Source organism: Pseudomonas sp. B6001, from assembly GCF_013386015.1.
GTDB lineage: Bacteria > Pseudomonadota > Gammaproteobacteria > Pseudomonadales > Pseudomonadaceae > Aquipseudomonas.
Genome location: NZ_JACAOX010000046.1, coordinates 32,190 through 49,348 on the forward strand (window position 1 = coordinate 32,190; position 17,159 = coordinate 49,348).

At 61.5% G+C, this 17,159-nt stretch carries 15 protein-coding genes; 5 read left to right on the top strand and 10 right to left on the bottom strand.

The window, feature by feature from the left end; all coding sequences use genetic code 11:
- Positions 1-147: 147 nt before the first annotated feature.
- Positions 148-1,476: a sigma-54 dependent transcriptional regulator gene (locus HX821_RS30135; protein ID WP_003217935.1), complete on the top strand. Its 1,329-nt coding sequence runs from the start codon at positions 148-150 to the stop codon at positions 1,474-1,476.
- A gap of 65 nt (positions 1,477-1,541) precedes the next feature.
- Here the strand turns inward: HX821_RS30135 and HX821_RS30140 are convergent, their stop codons facing one another.
- From HX821_RS30140 to HX821_RS30170, 7 genes are all read right to left on the bottom strand, one after another.
- Positions 1,542-2,855: an autotransporter domain-containing protein gene (locus HX821_RS30140; protein WP_043224814.1), complete on the bottom strand. Its 1,314-nt coding sequence runs from the start codon at positions 2,853-2,855 to the stop codon at positions 1,542-1,544.
- A 49-nt stretch (positions 2,856-2,904) separates the two neighbouring features.
- Positions 2,905-3,654, bottom strand: a complete 750-nt coding sequence (locus HX821_RS30145; RefSeq protein WP_003217939.1) for a hypothetical protein — start codon at positions 3,652-3,654, stop codon at positions 2,905-2,907.
- Positions 3,655-3,691: 37 nt separating this feature from the next.
- Positions 3,692-4,372 (bottom strand): C39 family peptidase, encoded by a 681-nt coding sequence (locus HX821_RS30150; RefSeq protein ID WP_177037263.1) that lies wholly within the window; start codon positions 4,370-4,372, stop codon positions 3,692-3,694.
- A gap of 61 nt (positions 4,373-4,433) precedes the next feature.
- Positions 4,434-5,129 carry a hypothetical protein gene (locus HX821_RS30155; RefSeq protein WP_008432027.1) on the bottom strand — a complete coding sequence of 232 codons (696 nt, stop codon included), beginning with the start codon at positions 5,127-5,129 and terminating at the stop codon, positions 4,434-4,436.
- Positions 5,130-5,208: 79 nt separating this feature from the next.
- The gene (locus HX821_RS30160) at positions 5,209-5,766 is read right to left on the bottom strand and encodes a hypothetical protein (protein WP_003217945.1); all 558 of its coding nucleotides are present in this window, start codon (positions 5,764-5,766) and stop codon (positions 5,209-5,211) included.
- 1 nt (position 5,767) lies between these two features.
- A complete protein-coding gene (locus HX821_RS30165) occupies positions 5,768-6,214 on the bottom strand; it encodes a hypothetical protein (protein WP_177037265.1) in 447 nt (148 codons plus the stop codon).
- A gap of 318 nt (positions 6,215-6,532) precedes the next feature.
- A complete protein-coding gene (locus HX821_RS30170; protein ID WP_087694374.1) occupies positions 6,533-7,528 on the bottom strand; it encodes a FecR family protein in 996 nt (331 codons plus the stop codon).
- A gap of 152 nt (positions 7,529-7,680) precedes the next feature.
- Here HX821_RS30170 and HX821_RS30175 point away from each other — a divergent pair, with 152 nt between their 5' ends.
- Positions 7,681-7,950, top strand: coding sequence for a PepSY domain-containing protein (locus tag HX821_RS30175; protein ID WP_003217951.1), 270 nt, complete (start codon positions 7,681-7,683; stop codon positions 7,948-7,950).
- Between the two features lie 41 nt (positions 7,951-7,991).
- On the opposite strand, the gene HX821_RS30180 is transcribed toward HX821_RS30175, so the two are convergent.
- Positions 7,992-13,106: a dermonecrotic toxin domain-containing protein gene (locus tag HX821_RS30180; protein ID WP_177037266.1), complete on the bottom strand. Its 5,115-nt coding sequence runs from the start codon at positions 13,104-13,106 to the stop codon at positions 7,992-7,994.
- A 170-nt stretch (positions 13,107-13,276) separates the two neighbouring features.
- Here HX821_RS30180 and HX821_RS30185 point away from each other — a divergent pair, with 170 nt between their 5' ends.
- Positions 13,277-14,314 (top strand): Ldh family oxidoreductase, encoded by a 1,038-nt coding sequence (locus HX821_RS30185; RefSeq protein ID WP_177037268.1) that lies wholly within the window; start codon positions 13,277-13,279, stop codon positions 14,312-14,314.
- Between the two features lie 40 nt (positions 14,315-14,354).
- Here HX821_RS30185 and HX821_RS30190 read toward each other — a convergent pair whose 3' ends face one another.
- The gene (locus tag HX821_RS30190) at positions 14,355-14,675 is read right to left on the bottom strand and encodes a YqjD family protein (RefSeq protein ID WP_003217958.1); all 321 of its coding nucleotides are present in this window, start codon (positions 14,673-14,675) and stop codon (positions 14,355-14,357) included.
- A 175-nt stretch (positions 14,676-14,850) separates the two neighbouring features.
- Between HX821_RS30190 and HX821_RS30195 the strand changes: the two genes are divergently transcribed.
- Positions 14,851-15,102, top strand: a complete 252-nt coding sequence (locus HX821_RS30195) for a hypothetical protein (RefSeq protein WP_003217960.1) — start codon at positions 14,851-14,853, stop codon at positions 15,100-15,102.
- Here HX821_RS30195 and HX821_RS30200 read toward each other — a convergent pair.
- The gene (locus HX821_RS30200) at positions 15,077-15,994 is read right to left on the bottom strand and encodes a LysR substrate-binding domain-containing protein (protein ID WP_177037272.1); all 918 of its coding nucleotides are present in this window, start codon (positions 15,992-15,994) and stop codon (positions 15,077-15,079) included. The genes HX821_RS30195 and HX821_RS30200 overlap by 26 nt on opposite strands.
- 92 nt (positions 15,995-16,086) lie before the next feature.
- Between HX821_RS30200 and HX821_RS30205 the strand changes: the two genes are divergently transcribed.
- Complete coding sequence (locus HX821_RS30205) at positions 16,087-17,013, top strand: carbon-nitrogen hydrolase family protein (RefSeq protein WP_177037274.1); 927 nt, start codon at positions 16,087-16,089, stop codon at positions 17,011-17,013.
- Positions 17,014-17,159: the final 146 nt, after the last annotated feature.

Here is a 17,159-nt window from a genome sequence, read left to right on the forward strand (position 1 = left end):
ACCCGACTGACATAAAAGACCCGGTTCGTTCGCGACTTATAGCGAATCGGTACAAAGGGTGCGTCAAGATCTTGCTAGGGTTACCAGCAGACTTTGCAAATAGTTGTTTTTAAATAACTTTAACGATTTTGACGCCAAGGAATAGTCATGATTGTTACACCTGCCCCGCGCCGCCTGCTTGTGGTCGATCCCTGTGATGACTGCCACCGGCTATTGCCCGGTTTGCGCGCAGCGGGGTGGGACGTGGACAGCTGCGCCCTCGAGTCGGTGGGTGAGCGCTCCTGTGACGTGGGTTTGTTGCGCCTGCAGCCGTTTCACCTGGAGCGACCCGAAGCGGTCAAGGAACTGATCAGCCGCAGCGGCACCGAGTGGATTGCGGTGCTTAACCAGGAAGTGCTGCGCCTGCAGAATGTCGGCGATTTTGTCTGTGAGTGGTTCTTCGACTTCCATACCTTGCCGTTTGACGTGTCGCGGGTGCAGGTCACCCTGGGCCGCGCCTTCGGCATGGCGCGCCTGCGGGGCAAGGGCAACAACGCGCCTGCGGGCCAGCCGGAACACGAGTTGCTGGGGGACAGCCGTCCGATCCGGGAATTGCGCAAGCTGCTCGCCAAGCTGGCGCCCACTGAATCCCCGGTGTTGATCCGTGGCGACAGCGGCACCGGCAAGGAATTGGTCGCGCGTACCTTGCATCGCCAATCCCAGCGCCATGCCAAGCCGTTTGTGGCGATCAATTGCGGGGCGATTCCCGAACACCTGATCCAGTCCGAACTGTTCGGCCATGAGAAGGGCGCCTTCACCGGCGCCCATCAGCGCAAGGTGGGGCGGATCGAGGCGGCGCACGGCGGCACCCTGTTTCTCGATGAGATCGGCGACTTGCCTATGGAGCTGCAAGCCAACCTGCTGCGTTTTCTCCAGGAAAAACAGATCGAGCGAGTCGGCGGCAGCCAGCCGATTGCGGTGGATGTACGCGTGTTGGCGGCCACCCACGTCGACCTGGAAGCCGCGGTCGCAAAGGGCACTTTTCGCGAAGACTTGTATTACCGGCTCAACGTCCTGCAAGTGGTCACCGCGCCGTTGCGCGAGCGCCACGGTGACGTGGCGATGCTGGCCAACCATTTTTCACACTTCTACAGCCAGGAAACCGGCCGCCGTCCCCGCAGCTTCAGTGAAGACGCACTGGTGGCCATGGGCGAGCACGGTTGGCCGGGCAATGTGCGCGAGTTGGCCAACCGCGTGCGGCGGGGCCTGGTACTGGCGGAAGGGCGGCAAATCGAAGCCGTTGATCTGGGATTGCAAAGCCAGCAGGCAATCGCGCTGCCGATGGCTACACTGGAGGATTACAAGCACCGTGCCGAACGCCAGGCATTGTGCGATGTGCTCAACCGGCACAGCGACAACCTGAGTGTCGCGGCGCGTGTGCTGGGGGTTTCCCGGCCGACGTTCTACCGGTTGCTGCACAAACACCAGATCCGCTAGGGCGGGTAAACCGAAAAGCCCCGCAACGACCCTTATCGTTGCGGGGCTTTTCCCGTTGTCATGCCTTAAAAATAATACGGGAACTTCAGGCTGAAGCTGAACGACGGCGCATCCGGTGTGATCCCGATGGCCAGGTTCGGCACGATGGTCAGGTTGTCGCTTGCCGCAATCGTCATGCCCACGTTGAAGTAACCCGCGTTGGCATCGCTGGAAACCACTGACTGCCAGTCGCCGCCATCCGGCTTGAGCTTGCTCTTGCGTTGCACCAGGTCGGACACCGAGAACGACATACTCATCTTCTCGTTCAGCGCAAACGCCACGCCAGCGCCGATCTGGAAGCTGTCGCCCAACTGCACTTTCCCCGGGGTCTTCTGGCCGACCTGGGAGCTGATATCGCTGAACGAGTCTTCGAAGTTGTGGGTGTACGACAGCGAGCCAAACAATACCGCCGGGTCGAAGGTCTTGACCAGCGAGATACCCGGCGTGATCGACCACACACCGTTGCCGGTGGGCAGGCTTTCCGGCACGAAGAGGTTGGTGTTGCTGGATGACTGGACCAGCTTGATCCCAAACGGATCTTCGCCGGTGGGCGCCTTGACCCGCACCGACACCACGGCATCCGGCAGGTTGACGCTCTCGTCGAGGAATTTGTAGGCAATCCCGAAGTTGACGTCGCCGATAGTCGGGTCACGCGTGACCGATTGTTCCGAGGTCGCGGTGCCGCTGCCACCGTTGGCACCACCGGACTGATAGGTCGACTCGCGGTACACCACCGGCACGTTTATATCGAACTGCCAGCGGTTGTCGAGGTTGTAGCGGCCCGTGAGGTCGACGGTCCAGTTATCCGACTTGATCCGGTCCAGGTTGATGTTGCCGAGGAAGATCGAGTCCAGCGCCAGGAAGCCGTTGAGGGTCAACTGGCGGGCATCGTAGCGGGAATAGGTGACGCCGGTTTCAAAGCTGAACTTGCCGTTGCCAAAGAACCCGCTGGCCTCGTTATACAAGTTGCTCACGCTCTGCGCCGGGGCCGAATCATCCTTGAGGGACTGGCCGTAGGACGCGCCACCGGCTGCACCGCCCGAGGCCGCAGCCGCGCCGACTCCCGGCGTGTTGCCGGCCACCGTGGTGCCGCCTTTCTGGAAGTCTGCCGGGGATTTGGCCAGGCGTTTGGGCGGCGGCGCCACCGGTTGTTCTTCCACCTGGCGTACCCGTTGCTCCAGCACCGCCAGTGCTTTTTGCTGCACTTCGTAGCGTTGCTTGAGCTCCAGCAATTCCTTTTTCAATGTGTCTATGTCGGTGTCCGGCGCGGCATACAACATGGATGCGGGCAGGAGCGTGCTTAAACAAATTACGGCACGTAACGATAGCGATCGATGCATGGAATAAGCCGTCCCTTTCTAATGCGCAAGTGTCGAGGCACAGCGTAGTTCAATAACCGTTAGGGCGTAGGCCCCTGAGCTGATTCAGGTTGAGGTTCTGCCCCAAATTGTTCAAACCGTTGTTGCCCAGCACCACATTGAGTTGGGTCATGTTGCTGACGAAGTTGCTGTTACCCTGCAAAACCGTGCCTTGCAGGACATTCCCGGCGCCGATCTGCTGCAACGAATTGCCCTGATTGTTGTTGGCCAGGATCGCCATTTGCAGCCCGCCATTGGCGGCCGACACCGTGACCTGGCCGGCACCCGTGCTGCCGGTGACCGACTGGCCAGCCACCAGGGCTTGTCCGGACTGGACGACATTGGCCGGCGACAAGCCATTCTGGTTCACATTGATATTCACGTTATTGCTGGCGGTGTTGCCATCGCCGGCGGCGCGCACGCTTTGGGTCACGCCCTGGCCACTGCCCAGGCCGGCACCACCGACCACCGTGCCGGTGCCATTCGGCTGGTTGGGCGAGACTTTGGTGGGGCTGTCGGTTACCTGCACATAAAACTGCGGGGTGACGGTCGACGCGTTGACGTTCATGCTGGCCGAGCCGGTCACGCTGTCGCCGGCGGCATTGGTCCAGGTGCTGCTCATCACGATGCCAAAACTGATGATCCGCCCCGGCATCACGTAGCGACCACGCAGGTCAGCCAGTTCCGAGTCCTTTATTTCAATCGGTTTGAACACCGATGACGCATAAGCGGGCATTGAGGCTGCCAGGCACATGACCGTCAGCCAACGGTAAGTGTTCATCGTTTGCTCCTGGAGCGTCCTGCCCCTTATTGCGCTTCTAGAAGAAGTCGCTCTGGATAAAACCGAAGTCCATCAATTCACTGTCCCGCACCGGACTGAACTCATTGATTCTGTTTTTCGCCGTCAGTGGGGTGGGCGGGTCGAGCAGCACGTTGGTCTTGTCATAACCTTCGCCCAATACCGCGAAGACGATGCCATTCCAGCCTTTGACGAAGTCGTCGCGGGCATAGCGTTTATGGCCCAGTACCGGGTCGCCGATGTACACCCAGTCCTTGTCGGCGCGCTGCATCACCACGAAGTGCTTGTAGCCGCGAATCTCCAGCAACACCACCACCGGGATCTTCACCGTGAGCAGGGTGTCTGCATTGATCCGGTAACCCCGGGCGCGCATCCCGATGCTTTCCAGGTAGCGCTTCATGTCCAACATCGAAAAGCCCTGGGTACGCACCAGGTCCTGATCGGCGTTGACCAGCATGCCCTTGATGATGTGGTCTTCATCCACATCCATCCAGTAGGCCTGGCGCAGGATGGTGGCCAGGGCGGCGGCACCGCAGCTGAAATCGGTTTTCTGTTCCACCAGGTTGGCGAACTTGCGTTCACGGATGCTCTCGACCTTCTTGAAAATCAGGCCACCGCCGGGCATGGCAGCAATCGCCATTTGCCCCGCCCAAGTCGGGCCGGTGAGCAATAACAGGAGGGTGAGGGCGATGATCCGCATGATCGAATGGCCTGGAGGACACTGGAATAAAAAGGGGCCTTGTCGCCAAGGCCCCGTTGCATCAGAAACGTACGCCGGAGGAAATCACAGTGGTGTTGCCCTGCTGATTGCCCACGCCTGCAGCAATGTTGGCGCCCAGGTTGCCCGAAGAGCCATTAAGCGAGTTGTTGGCGCTGGCGTTGTTCACGACAGGCAGGTAAGTGTGGCTGCCCCATGGGCCAGACTGAGTGGCCACGGTATTGAGGAAGGTGTTGTCGACGCTGGTTTGAGTAGTGTTGCTCGAGGCAGCGGCGGCGGCACCACTGGCAGAAGCAATTGCCAGTTGGTTTTTCTGTTGGTTGAAGTTACCCGCGGCAACGCTCACACCCAGGTTGCCGGAGCTGCCGTTGGCCGAGTTGTTGAGCGAAGCGTTGTTGTGGGTAGCCACTTGCACCGAGACGTTGTTGCGGTTGTCTTGGGTAATGGTAGCTTGGGCAAACACGGCATCTGCATCACCGGCCGCAATGGCGGTCTGGTTGTCTTGTTGGTTGCCATCACCGGCTGCGATGTTGGCCTGGGCGTTGCCGCTGCTGCCGTTCAACGAGTTGTTGGCCGACGCGTTGTTCTGGGTGCCCAGGTTGAGCACGCCATTGTGGTTGCTCGATTGCGCATCGGAAACGGCGGCTACTGCAGCGGTAGGCTGATGAGTAGGTGGGTTGGCATGTGCGGCGGCAGCCATGATTGCAGCGAGAGCGAAGGCCAGTGGTTTAAGAGCCATTGTAGTTTTCATGGTATTTCCCCTTGCTTCTAATTAGTTGGTTAAGTGTTGGTACGGTCCAGCTTCGAGCTCCAATGAATCATTGGATCTGTACGTTCAGGGCGTTAGCCATGCGGTTCCCCACCCCGGCACTCTGATTCACCTGTACCACTCCACGGCTGCCGGTGAAGGCCTGGTCGCTTGTGACGACCTGGCGGCTGCCAGTGGTAGAGGTGAACCCTGAGTTTGGTGACAGCGCCACGTTCTGTTGCGACATGACGCTGTCGTCGATGCTTTGCGGGCCAGCATTCACGCTGATCCGCACCGCATTGATCATCTGGTTGCTGGCCCCGGCCGACTGGTTGACGCCCAGTACACCGCTGCCATTGCTGAAAGAGCTGCCCTGGATCGCCACCCTGGCGTTCTGGGAGCGATCGGCCGGTGCGCCGCCGATGGTCTGGCTGAGGGCGCCGCCCGCCTGGGAGTTGCTGCCCGCCGAAATCGCGCGGCTGTTGAGCTGTTGTTGCTGATTGCCGGCCGCCTGGTTGATCGAGACGATGCCGTTGTATTGCTTGCCGGAGTTGTCGATCACTGCGCTGTTGTCAGCCATGGCCGCCGAGCAGCCCAGGATCGCCAGGAACAACCAGGAATGGTTCATCTCACTGGCCTCCCATCAGGCTGCCGATATTGTTCAAAGGCGCCATGCCGCGGGAGATTGAGCCATTGATCTGCCCCGAGAGGCTGGAGCCGCCACCATGGCCGGCCGCTGCGCCGCCACCGAGGCCTACGCCACCCCCGTTGTTGGTCAAGCCGGGAAGGTTGCCGCCGGGCAGGATGGCGCGAGTGATGCTGGAGCCGCTGCTGATGTTGGCGTAGTCGTTGTCGCTCAGCTCGCTGGTGGCCCGCAGGATCTGTGGAGAAGAATTGGCATTGACGGTGACCGGGTTGGGGTCGACGCCAGCGGTGCGGCCAGCCATGTGGCCCTGGACGGTGCGCTGAATCACGATCACACCGTCGCCTGCCGCGAGCACCGGGAGGCTCACGCTGATACTCAGTACACAGCTGATCAGCAGAAGGCTCAATGAGCCTGGATTAAGTGTCTTCACGACGGCATTCCTTATTCTTGGCGCTGACCCTAAACAGCGCTGTCAGGAAGAGAGCAGGAGCTGTGCCGCTTTTGAATTTGGGATGACATTCATGGGGTTATGAGCGCGGGGGATAGAATGCACAGTGGATGTGTTTCAACTGTGAGACAGCGGGCCTTTGTCCAGCCCGCCTGGCAGGTGTCTCAGGGATGAAACACTGCGCGCCGTAAACCCGGCACTCCGCAGCCGGCTGTCAGCTCAGCCGGTGCAAGTGTTTCAAAAATGGACGATTTGACGCAGGCAGCATCCGGGAGGAGGGCGCAGGCCCATGACCCTGGCTCAGCTCTTTGGGGTTTTGCGCGGAATCGAATTGAGTACAGGGTTGCCGTCCTGGTTCTGGGTCAGGTAGACCGGCAGGACCTTGGGCAGGGAGGGGACGAGGTTGGACACCTCGTTGATGTTGTAGATGCCACCAATGCGGATCGCGCCGGTGCCTGCGTCGGCCAGCATCACGGGTTTGCTCAGGTAGCGATTGATCAGCGGCAACGCGTCGGCCAGGGCCAGGTTGTCGAGGATCAGCTTGCCTTCACGCCAGGCCAGGGCGGTGTCGCCCGGGGCAATTGGCTGGGCCTGGGGGCTGGCATCGCCACGGTTGTAGCTGGCCTGCATCCCGGGTGACAGGCGCAGGCCGCTGTGGGCGTCGTCGCTGCTCACCAGCACCGAGCCTTGCAGCAGCATGACCCGCACATGGTCTTCGTATTTCCAAACATTGAACTGAGTGCCGGTCACCCGAACCTGGCCGTCACCGGCGTGGACGATAAACGGATGTTGCGCGTCATGGCTGACCTTGAAAAACGCCTCGCCTTTTTTCAGGGTAACCCGGCGCTGATCCTTGAAATTGCTGTAGACCAGTTCGGTGCCCAGGTTAAGTTCAACCTGGCTGCCGTCGTCAAGGGTGACCTGGCGCAAGCTGTTTTCAGCTTCGTAATGGTTGTACGAGCTGGGCAGCCAGCCTGCTTCCCAGCCGGTAAAGGCCGCCAGTGGCAAGGCCACCAGGCATATCGCCGCCGCTACCGCGTAGTTCCTCAAACGGCTGCGAGGTTGTCGTCGCGCCACGACGGGGGCCGGCTCGCTGCGGGGCAAGTGATCGGCAACGTCCCAGATTTCCAGCATCGCGGCGTATTCGAAGGCATGCAGTGGATGCGCATCGTGCCACTGCTCGAAGGCCTGACGCTCCGCCGTCGTGCAATCGCCAGCGTGCAGACGCATGCACCAGTGCGCAGCGGCATCGGTGATGGCGTCGTATTCGGCTTCTGATAGGGACTTATCTGTCATTAACTCATCCTGATTTCCGACATTCTAACCTCCACAGCAGGACGGCGAGAACAGCCATCATGGCGAATGCACATCAATTGGAACTAATTCTCGTCTGCAGGGCCCTAAAAAATTCAGGACAGGTAACACTCATTCCCTAATGGAGCACGAAAATGCTTAAGAAAACCTTAGCCGCCGTTGTCGCAACCACCGCCTTGCTCAGTGCTGGAGCCGCCCTGGCGGACAAACCGGGCGCAGGCTGGATCACCATCGAAAAAGCCATCGAGACCGCCAAGACCAAGGCTGGTTACGTCCAGATCTACAAGATCGAAGCCGATAACGATGGCTACTGGGAAGGTGAGGGGCGCAAGGCCGATGGCGTGGTCTATGAGTTCCGCATCGATGGTGAGTCGGGCAATGTGTTGCGCGATCAGAAAGACTGAATGAACTGACGGGTGCGGGCGTTCGGCCCGCACCCTGTCTGTTACGGTGTGGCTTCGGCAATCGAAGGCACGGGGTCCAACTGGCGCCCCAGGGTGGTGATCAGCAAGGTCAGTGAGTCGGCGTTATCCATCTGTGTATTGAACCGCCGCGTCAGGTTGGTTTTGAAAATTCCCCGCGCGTTGCTCAAGTCCACGCCTCCGGTCGTGGCAAGAATCTGCTGCTTGATGTAGTCATCTTCCGGGTCGGTCCCCAGGTCGAATCCGGTAGGCCCCCACGCGTCCGTTGATTTGAACAATTGCCCAACAGGCGTGTTGATCGAGTACGCATTCTCCTGCACGTTGCGCAGCCAGTCCTGAAGATCGCGACCGGCTTGGGTCTGTACTTCAATCAGGTCGGAAAAAGGTGATGTGGAATTGAGGTAGGCGACGTCGGCGGTATTGCTCACGATATGAGTCAACTCATGAATCAAGGTGGTCGCGCGGGCATGGGCTCTTTGGTCGAAGTGATTGATCAGGCGCCCTTCGAAATCGGCCGTAGGGGGGTTGAAGAAGTTTTCAGTGAGGTAGATGCGTCGATCCGGGTCGCCGTCGATGGTAAACGCCCAGTGCCGTTCGGGTTCGGCAATATGCACACCGGAGACGAAACGCCGGGAATTGAGCGAGTAGAGTGTCGGCTCCAGCGCCTCATCGAGGAGGGCGGTCACCGTGTCCATGAGTTTTTGCGCGAGGGCTTCCGGAAACTTGGCCGGGCCGGTGTCGGCGTCTATCGGGATGCCGAAGAAGCGGTTGATAAAGCGATGCACCCGGGTCACGGGCGGATACTGGTGGTCGAGCAGTTTCAGGTTCTGCTGGCAGTTGTGCAGGTAGAAGGTTGCCAGGTCCAGTGCCTCGACGATCGCCTGGGCCCTGGAGGGCGACACACGCCGAATCTCGGCGAGGCCGCGGGCCTCGACGTTCATCACCTGGTCCACGGCTGTCCGCACCTCACGGCGGTCCATCATTGCACTCCACCCGGGGCCGTGGCGGCGAACTGATGCGCCCGGGTCCAGGGTCCATTTGCGGTTGGCATCCAGGCGCACAAACGGTCCTTTGGACCGTGCACTGAAAAGCCGCCAATGGCCTTCGACCTGCCTGGCGCGGTAGACCTTGCCTGCGCACGGCAGGTAATGCCGGTTGTCCGTCGCTGTGTAGACGCCCGTGTTGCTTGCCGTCAGGCCCTCCAGGCTGATGTCGCAGGCTTCGTACGCTTGCAGCCGGGTTCGGGCCCGGGCGGTGACGTCGATGTCGTGCCAGGCACTGGCCGTTTGCGTCGGCGCGGGTTGCGCGGGGGCGGTGCCTGGTGTCGAGGGTTCATCCATCAATGCGCGGATCGAAGCCATTTGCGCGACACCGCCGATGAAGGTTTGCAGCGCTTCGCGCCAGCGGTGTTGCTGCAAGTCTTCGGCAGAGGCCTGGAACAGTTTGTAGCTTTGCCAGATCACCAGCGGCACCATCAGCTTGCCCGGCAGCAACGCCTGCGCGTGCTGCAGTCCGCTGCTGAACAAGGCTTTGAGGGTGTCCCAGGCTGACCGGCCGTTGGCCTGGGATTGCTGTTCAAACAGGTTCGAGATCAATCCGATGTTGTCGCGGTACAACTGCCTGAGCGCGTGGCCCCTGATCGGATTGGCCCCCAGGGTGATTTCCGAGGTTCCCCCGACTGTGCTGGCCCAGAGGTGTCTATACGTGGCTTGCTCAGCCTCTGGCAGGCGACCGATCACCCAGTCCTGCAAGGGGCCGGGCAGGTTGAGCCGGCGAATCAAATCCGCCTCGTTGTCGAACTCCTGGAACGCCTGTTGCGGCCCATAGGGCGCATACATCACCAGCGGAGTGCTTTCGACGGCACTGATCAAGTAGACCCCAAGGGCCTTGATGGACCGGGCCCCCGCCGTGGCGATCAACTCCAGCGGACGCACTGTCGAGGTCGCGCGCTCGACCGCTGCGCGGGCGAGCGCGTCCGGCATGTCGAGGACCTGTTCGACCAGGCTCAGGCCCGCGGGTGATAACAGTTCCTGCAGCCTCAGCGCGTGGGCATTTTGCAACAGTTGCCAGGGCAGTTGCCGAATAAACCGGCGCTCCCGCACGTCTGCGCCCGGCTTGCCCGGGGTGAGTTTTTCGACCAGGCAAGCCTGGTGGTCCTGCTTGAGGGGCAGGCGCGCGAGGATCTGGCGCACCACAGCAGGTGTCAGGCCGGCGGCTGTGGACTCGACATCGAATGCAGCAGCTTGCTGGCTGACGTGATTGAGGGCGTAGTCCACCAGGTTCTGCCGCTGGCCGGCCAATACCAGCTTGGGCAGGATGTAGACGTCTTGGGGGCGCACGTCATAGGGCTGCAACAAGTCGATGAGCTTGCTGCCGAGATACGCTGGCAGCGGCAGGAAATCGTCAAGGTAGTCCTTGTCGTCCGTGAGGCTGTGGCGGTATTGCTCAAGGATTTCGACATGGCGACGCTGTTGGCTGACAGACGCCATCCCCAGCCAGGCGGGCAGTGATTGTTGTGCCATGAAGGTCTGGGCGATTTGTGAGGCATGGCTCAGGTCGTTGGCCGGCAAGGCCTTTTCCAGCCCCCCGAGACGCTTCAGCAAGGCGTCCCCTGAGAGCGTCAGGGTGAGGCAGTGAGCCCGTTGTGCCCTGTAATGATCAATCCAGGACTGCTGGCAGTGCTGTGCGACCGCGCCGTTGATCAGCATGAACTGACCGAGTGCGCAGGCCTGGTGCGGTTTGAGATAGCGCGGGTCGAGATTGGCCAGTAGCTGCCTGCGAAGGTCCGGGGCGGCCAGTCGTCGTTGCAGTTCTGTCTGCAACTGGCTGACATTGGCGAAACTCTCCAGGCCGCGCGCCGGCGTCCACAGCACGGCCCGGCCTGAGTGGGACGGGGCCAGGCCACCGCGTTCGGTGAGCATCAAGCAATGCGCCAGGGGCACCCGTTGCGTCAGGCCCTCGGGTTCGACGGTCAACGCATAGGCATCCGGGATGAATCCACCCAGGCCCTGGCGCCGGCGGCGATCAGGGTGTTGAAGATCAAACACCGTCTGCACGATCGCCTCATCACGCGCGTCCAGGCTGTTGTTGAGGCGCCTGAGCCTGGCTTCGCCCTGGATCGCCACCGCCATGGCATGGGCCATCGGCGCCCTGAGCTGTTCCAGGTATTCGCGGGGAATATCGGCAATGTTGGAGTGATGAAACTTGACCAGTGCGGCATCGAGCGCCGCGTTGGCTTGCGCTATGTCCAGGCCGCCCAGCGGTGTAACAGACCCATCGCCCTGGCTGGCGTAAAGGCCATAGTGCGGCGTTTGCGGAATCGGCCCGCGCTTGTGTATCAGGCGCGCAAGAAAGTAACTGCGCAGGCTCTGGCTTTCCAGGGGCGCAGTGGCGGGTGTCGCGGTTGTGCTGGCGGCGTAGCGATTGACGTAGATCTTGCCGGGATCGTGGCCAGCCAAGCCGCGGCGGTTGAACTCGGCGGTGAGCGCCTGATTGACGGTGTTGGCCAATGTGGGTTGCGCTCGCACCTGGGTTGCCAGCGTGTCCTGGATATCGGTCATCTGCTTTTGCAGCAGGGCGGCACGTTCGGCGGCCACCGACACCGGGCGAGTCGGGTCGGCCAGTACCGAATGAGGCGTCCAGCGTCCCGCGGTATCCAGGCCCGGGAGGTGGCTGTCGATCATGTACCGCACATCCACCGCGTAGTCGAGCAAGGCCGCGGGGTCAATGCCGGCGCGGGTGCGTCGGTACAGGTCGAGTGCGTAGCGTAGGTTCTGTTGCTGCTTGCCGATGATGGTTTCGAGCACCTGCTCAAACAGATTGCCGGCGATAGGAATGCCGGAAAACTGCGGCGTCTTGAACCCCACAAACAGCGCCCGCTCCTCCAGGGACATCAGGTTGTAGAGGTCGTCTTCATAGCCTGGTGCCTTGACCATGGCCTTGAGGGTGCCCATCAGATCGTCGTAGGTCCCGAGCACCTGCAGGCCCTTCTCGGGGGTGTAGAGAAAGGTCTGCGAATTGCCGATCATCAAGGTGCTGGCCAGCTCGACGGTGTTGCTTGGCTGCTCCCAGATCTGTACGTTCTCGACGCGCAGCGTCTGGCTGTTCGGGGGGGCCTCGTTACCCCGGGAAGAGTACAGCGCTGCCAATGCCCGGCTTTGCTCCGGACTGATGATGGATTGCTGGCGCTTGAACAGCAGATCCAGTTGCGCATTGGCGGCCATGGCCCGGGCGAACCAGGCCCGACGCGACACGCCCGGTGCGATCTCGCTGTTCCAGAACGTCTCCAGTGCACTGTGCAGGAACGGGATCAGTTGGCCGGCTGCTTGTTTGATCGCGGTTTCCCAACGCTGCGTGTCGCGGGCCTTGGCGTCGGCAGGCCGCTTGGGGTGGAAAAACTCCCGGGTTTGCCCGGCGGGCCAGGCTTGTTCACGGTAGTACAACAGCACCGCGTCATTGAGTTGCAGCGAGTCGAGCCAGCGAGGCACCGTGTGCCCAACGGGCTCTTTGGCGAAAAAACTCACGTGGGCTTCGCCGGGGCTGAGCCCGGGGAACAGTGGGCGGCAGACGCTTTCGAGCAGTTTTGAAAGCAGGGCGCCGAGGGCGGGCAACTGTTTCAACGCCGCCAGCAGCGCCTGGCGATTATTCTCCTGATAGCGCCTGAGGGTTTTTTCCTGTTCACCCAATACGTCGCCGAGCATGGCCTCCGGTGTCAGCACCAGTCGGTTGTCGAGTAGCGGCGATGGTTGTTGCTGCAAGGGCAGGAAGTACAGCAGTTGCGTGGCGCTGTCCGGGGTTTTCAAGCGCTCGGTCAGTGCTGTCAGCAAGTGGGCGGGGCTGTCGAATTTTTCCAGGCCGCCGTACGGGGTGTAGAGCCAGGCATGTGGGTAGGCGCTGGTTGAACTCATCATGAAGCTGCCGGCCAGTTCGACGGCATTGGCAGTGCTTTTATTCAACCAGATGCGCTGCGCGATCATTGGCGGCGACTGTTGGCGACGGCCTGCATCGCTGGCAAAAAACACCTTGCCGAGAAACTCGATGTCCCTGCTGTCGATGTTCAGCTGGCGCTCACGGTCCAGCGCCCTCCAGCCCACGCGCATGGCTTCGGGGAAAAAATACGGGAGAGGGGTGTGGCTCATCATCCTGATCCTTGAAGAGTTGCGTGCCTGCAACCTATCCAGGCCTGGCGCCACGAGGGGCTAGATATGTCTGGCGCTCCCTGTCGACAGCCATGGGGCAAACCCTGTCTAATCGACGGACCGATTCTTGTACGCTGTCGCCCATTCCAATAATTAAACGGGAGCTTCAGATGTCTGCATCGCCTTTGGATGTCGAGTCTTCATCAGAGCGACTCAGTTATGCGCAATTGACCGACCTGCTGCGCCAGGTTTTTGTCCGCCACGGTACGTCGGCCGATGTGGCCCAGGTGCTGGCCGAGAACTGCGCCAGCGCCGAGCGCGACGGTGCCCACAGCCACGGTGTATTCCGTATCCCCGGTTACGTCTCGACCCTGGCCAGTGGCTGGGTCAACGGCAAGGCGGTGCCGGTGGTCGAGGATGTGGCCAGCGGATTTGTGCGGGTGGATGCCGGCAACGGCTTCGCCCAGCCCGCACTGCAAGCCGCCCGCCCGTTGTTGGTGGAAAAGGCCCGCAGTGCCGGGATTGCCTTGCTGGCGATCCATAACTCCCACCACTTCGCGGCGCTTTGGCCGGATGTCGAGCCCTTCGCCGAAGAAGGCCTGGTGGCCTTGAGCGTGGTCAACAGCATGACCTGCGTGGTGCCCCACGGCGCCGACCGCCCGCTGTTCGGCACCAACCCCATTGCCTTCGCCGCGCCCCGCGCCGATGGCCTGCCGATCGTGTTTGACCTGGCCACCAGCGCTATCGCCCATGGCGACGTGCAGATTGCCGCGCGCAAGGGCGAGCGCCTGCCGCCGGGCATGGGCGTGGACAGCCTCGGCCAGCCGACCCAGGACCCCAAGGCGATCCTCGAAGGCGGCGCGCTGCTGCCGTTTGGCGGGCACAAGGGGTCGGCCCTGTCGATGATGGTCGAGCTGCTGGCCGCGGCCCTCACGGGCGGTAACTTCTCGTTTGAGTTCAACTGGTCCGATCACCCCGGCGCTCGCACCCCATGGACCGGCCAACTGCTGATCGTGATCGACCCTAGCAAGACCGCCGGGCAGAGCTTCGCCGAGCGCAGCCAGGAATTGGTGCGACAGATGCATGCGGCAGGGTTGCGGCGTTTGCCGGGGGATCGGCGCCATCGCACACGGGCGAAGTCGCAGGCAGGCGGGATCGAGATCGAAACGCAGGAATTGGGTCGGTTGCGGGTGTTGGCACAGGCGTGAAGCGAGCTGCGCCCGGGGAGGGCGCAGCCGTTGCATCAGATCAGTTGCGGCGGCCCAGCAACAGGCCGACTACCAGGCCAAACCCGGCGGAAATCGCCACGGTCTGCCATGGGTGGCCACCGATATAGGTTTCGGTGGCATCCACCACCGGCTTGCTGCGCTCGCGCACGTTGGACACCGAGTCCAGCGCCTGCTTGAGCTTGATGGCGACCTGTTCACGCAGGGTTTCACCTTCTTCCCCCACCAGTGACGCGCTGCTTTTGAGCAGCTTGTCCGATTCTTCGATCAGTGCGGTCAGCTCACTGAAGGCTTGGTCCTTGATTTGGTCTTCGACGGCTTGGGCGGCAGATTTGCGAGCCATTGGGTTAACTCCTTGCGGGTGAATGTGGCAATGAATGCGCTTGATGAAGAATGGAGTGTTTGAAGCGGGCAAAAGTTGCAGTTTTTTTCCTGTGGTCAGCTTAGGAGAAATCCAGGCCAGGAAATTTCAACCTACAGTGTAAGATGTCACCTATTTGTGCAGCAGGTAATTCAACATGAGCTTCAATCTGGCCAACAAGCCCCTCGCCGAGCGCGCCGCGCTGGAAGATGAAAAGTCCCGTCTCTACGACCTCTGGCAAAGCAACCTGGGCAAGGCCAAGGGCGAGGCCGCCCGCCTGTTTGGCGAACGCGCCAAGCGCAAGGGCAAATGGGCCGAATGGGTGCGTGCAGAACTGGACGGCATGTCACCACCGGAGTTCTCGAACATGGTGCGCAGTGAAGTCAATCGCCTGATGGCGGCGAAGTAAAACAAGCCTCGATTGCCTCGCGCACCTTGAGCAGCAACGGATCCAGTTGCGCCTGGGTGCGCCAGCCCAGCTCCACCGGGTAACGCGGCAGCGCCAGCGGGCAAGGCAGCTCCCTCAGTCCGGTCATCTGCGCGATGGCCTGGGCCGCATGGCCGGGGATGGTCGCCACCGCCTGGCTGCCCTTGAGCAGGAACGGCAGCGCCGCGAAGTGCGTGGTCGAGGCACCTACGTGGCGGCTCAGCCCCTGCGCGGCCAGGCCCTCGTCGGTGATCCCGATAAACCCGCCGGATGACACCAGCACATGCTCGCGCCTGACGAACTCGTCGAGGTCGATGGCCTGTTGTCCCGGCGCCAGGCTGTCGGGGTCCACCAGGCACGCGTAATGGCCTTCCCCCAATACCTGCCGGCTCAACCGGCGCTCGGCAAACCCGCCGGCGGTGATTGCCAGGTCCAGGCTGCGGTCGAGCAGGGCGTCGGCAACGATCTGGCTGTGGGTCTGGCGGAACATCAACCGTAGCTTTGGCGCACGCCGGGCAATCTCTTCAATCAGCCGCCGGCCGTAGGCGATTTCGAAATCATCCGATAACCCCACCACCACCGAACGGCCCTGATAGTGATTGCCCTGGGGATCCACCATCGCCAGGCTCTGGCGGCAGCGATCCAGGGCTTCGCTGATCACCGGCTTCAACTGATTGGCCCGCAAGGTGGGCGCCAGGCCCCGGCCGGTACGCACGAACAACTGATCGCCGTACACATCGCGCAAGCGGCGCAGGGCTGCACTGATCGCCGACTGCGTGACGCCAAGGCGCAGGGCGGCACGGCTGGCACTGGTTTCGTCGTGCAGGGCCTCGAAGGTTTTCAGCAGGTTGAGATCGACGTTGGCGATATTCATATGGCTCATATCAGTTAGCAGCGAAGTGGGCTTTATTCATGATTGCCGCTGGCCGGAGAATGGGCAACCCCCATTGATACGGAGTGATCGTGATGCCTGTTTCTACCGTGGCTGCGCTGCAAATCGGTTCCTTGCCGGGTGGCAAGGCTGAGACCCTGGAACAGATCCTGTCCTACGAGGACGAAATCCTGCGCAGCTGTGCGCAACTGGTGGTGATGCCGGAAGCGTTGCTCGGGGGTTATCCCAAGGGTGAGGGCTTCGGCACCCAGCTGGGGTATCGCCTGCCTGAAGGGCGCGAGGCCTTTGCGCGATATTTTGCCAATGCGATTGATGTGCCGGGCGTGGAGACCGAAGCGTTGGCCGGCTTGTCGGCGCGTACCGGGGCGAGCCTGGTGTTGGGTGTGATTGAGCGCAGTGGCAGCACGTTGTATTGCACGGTGCTGTATTTCGAGCCGGTGGGCGGGTTGGTGGCCAGGCATCGCAAATTGATGCCTACCGGCACTGAGCGGCTGATCTGGGGCAAGGGTGATGGTTCGACGTTGCCGGTGATTGATGCCGCGGTAGGGCGCATCGGTGGCGCCGTGTGCTGGGAGAACATGATGCCGTTGTTGCGCACCGCGATGTACGCCAAGGGTGTGGAAGTGTGGTGCGCGCCGACGGTGGATGAGCGGGAAATGTGGCAGGTGAGCATGCGGCATATTGCCCATGAGGGGCGGTGTTTTGTGGTGAGTGCGTGTCAGGTGCAGGCGTCACCCCAGGCGTTGGGCGTGGAGGTGGCGAACTGGCCGGTGGATCGGCCTCTGATCGCGGGGGGCAGTGTGATTGTCGGGCCCATGGGGGACGTTCTTGCCGGGCCATTGCTCGGTGGCGCGGGGTTGCTGGTGGCGCGGATTGATACGGATGATTTGGTGCGGGCGCGGTATGACTATGATGTGGTTGGGCATTATGCCCGGCCGGATATTTTCGAATTGATCGTGGATGAGCGGGTTAGGGCGGGGGTGCGGTTTATTGGTGATTGAGTACATATCCGTTTCTTCGGTAACGGCGGCTTATGGTTCCGCTCTTACAGCGGCTCACTTTGGAAAAGCCCCAAAGTAAGCAAAGGGCTCTGCCCCGCCTGTCGGCACCTCGCCTAGGCTCGGTGTTCCCTCACTCCGGCATTGCT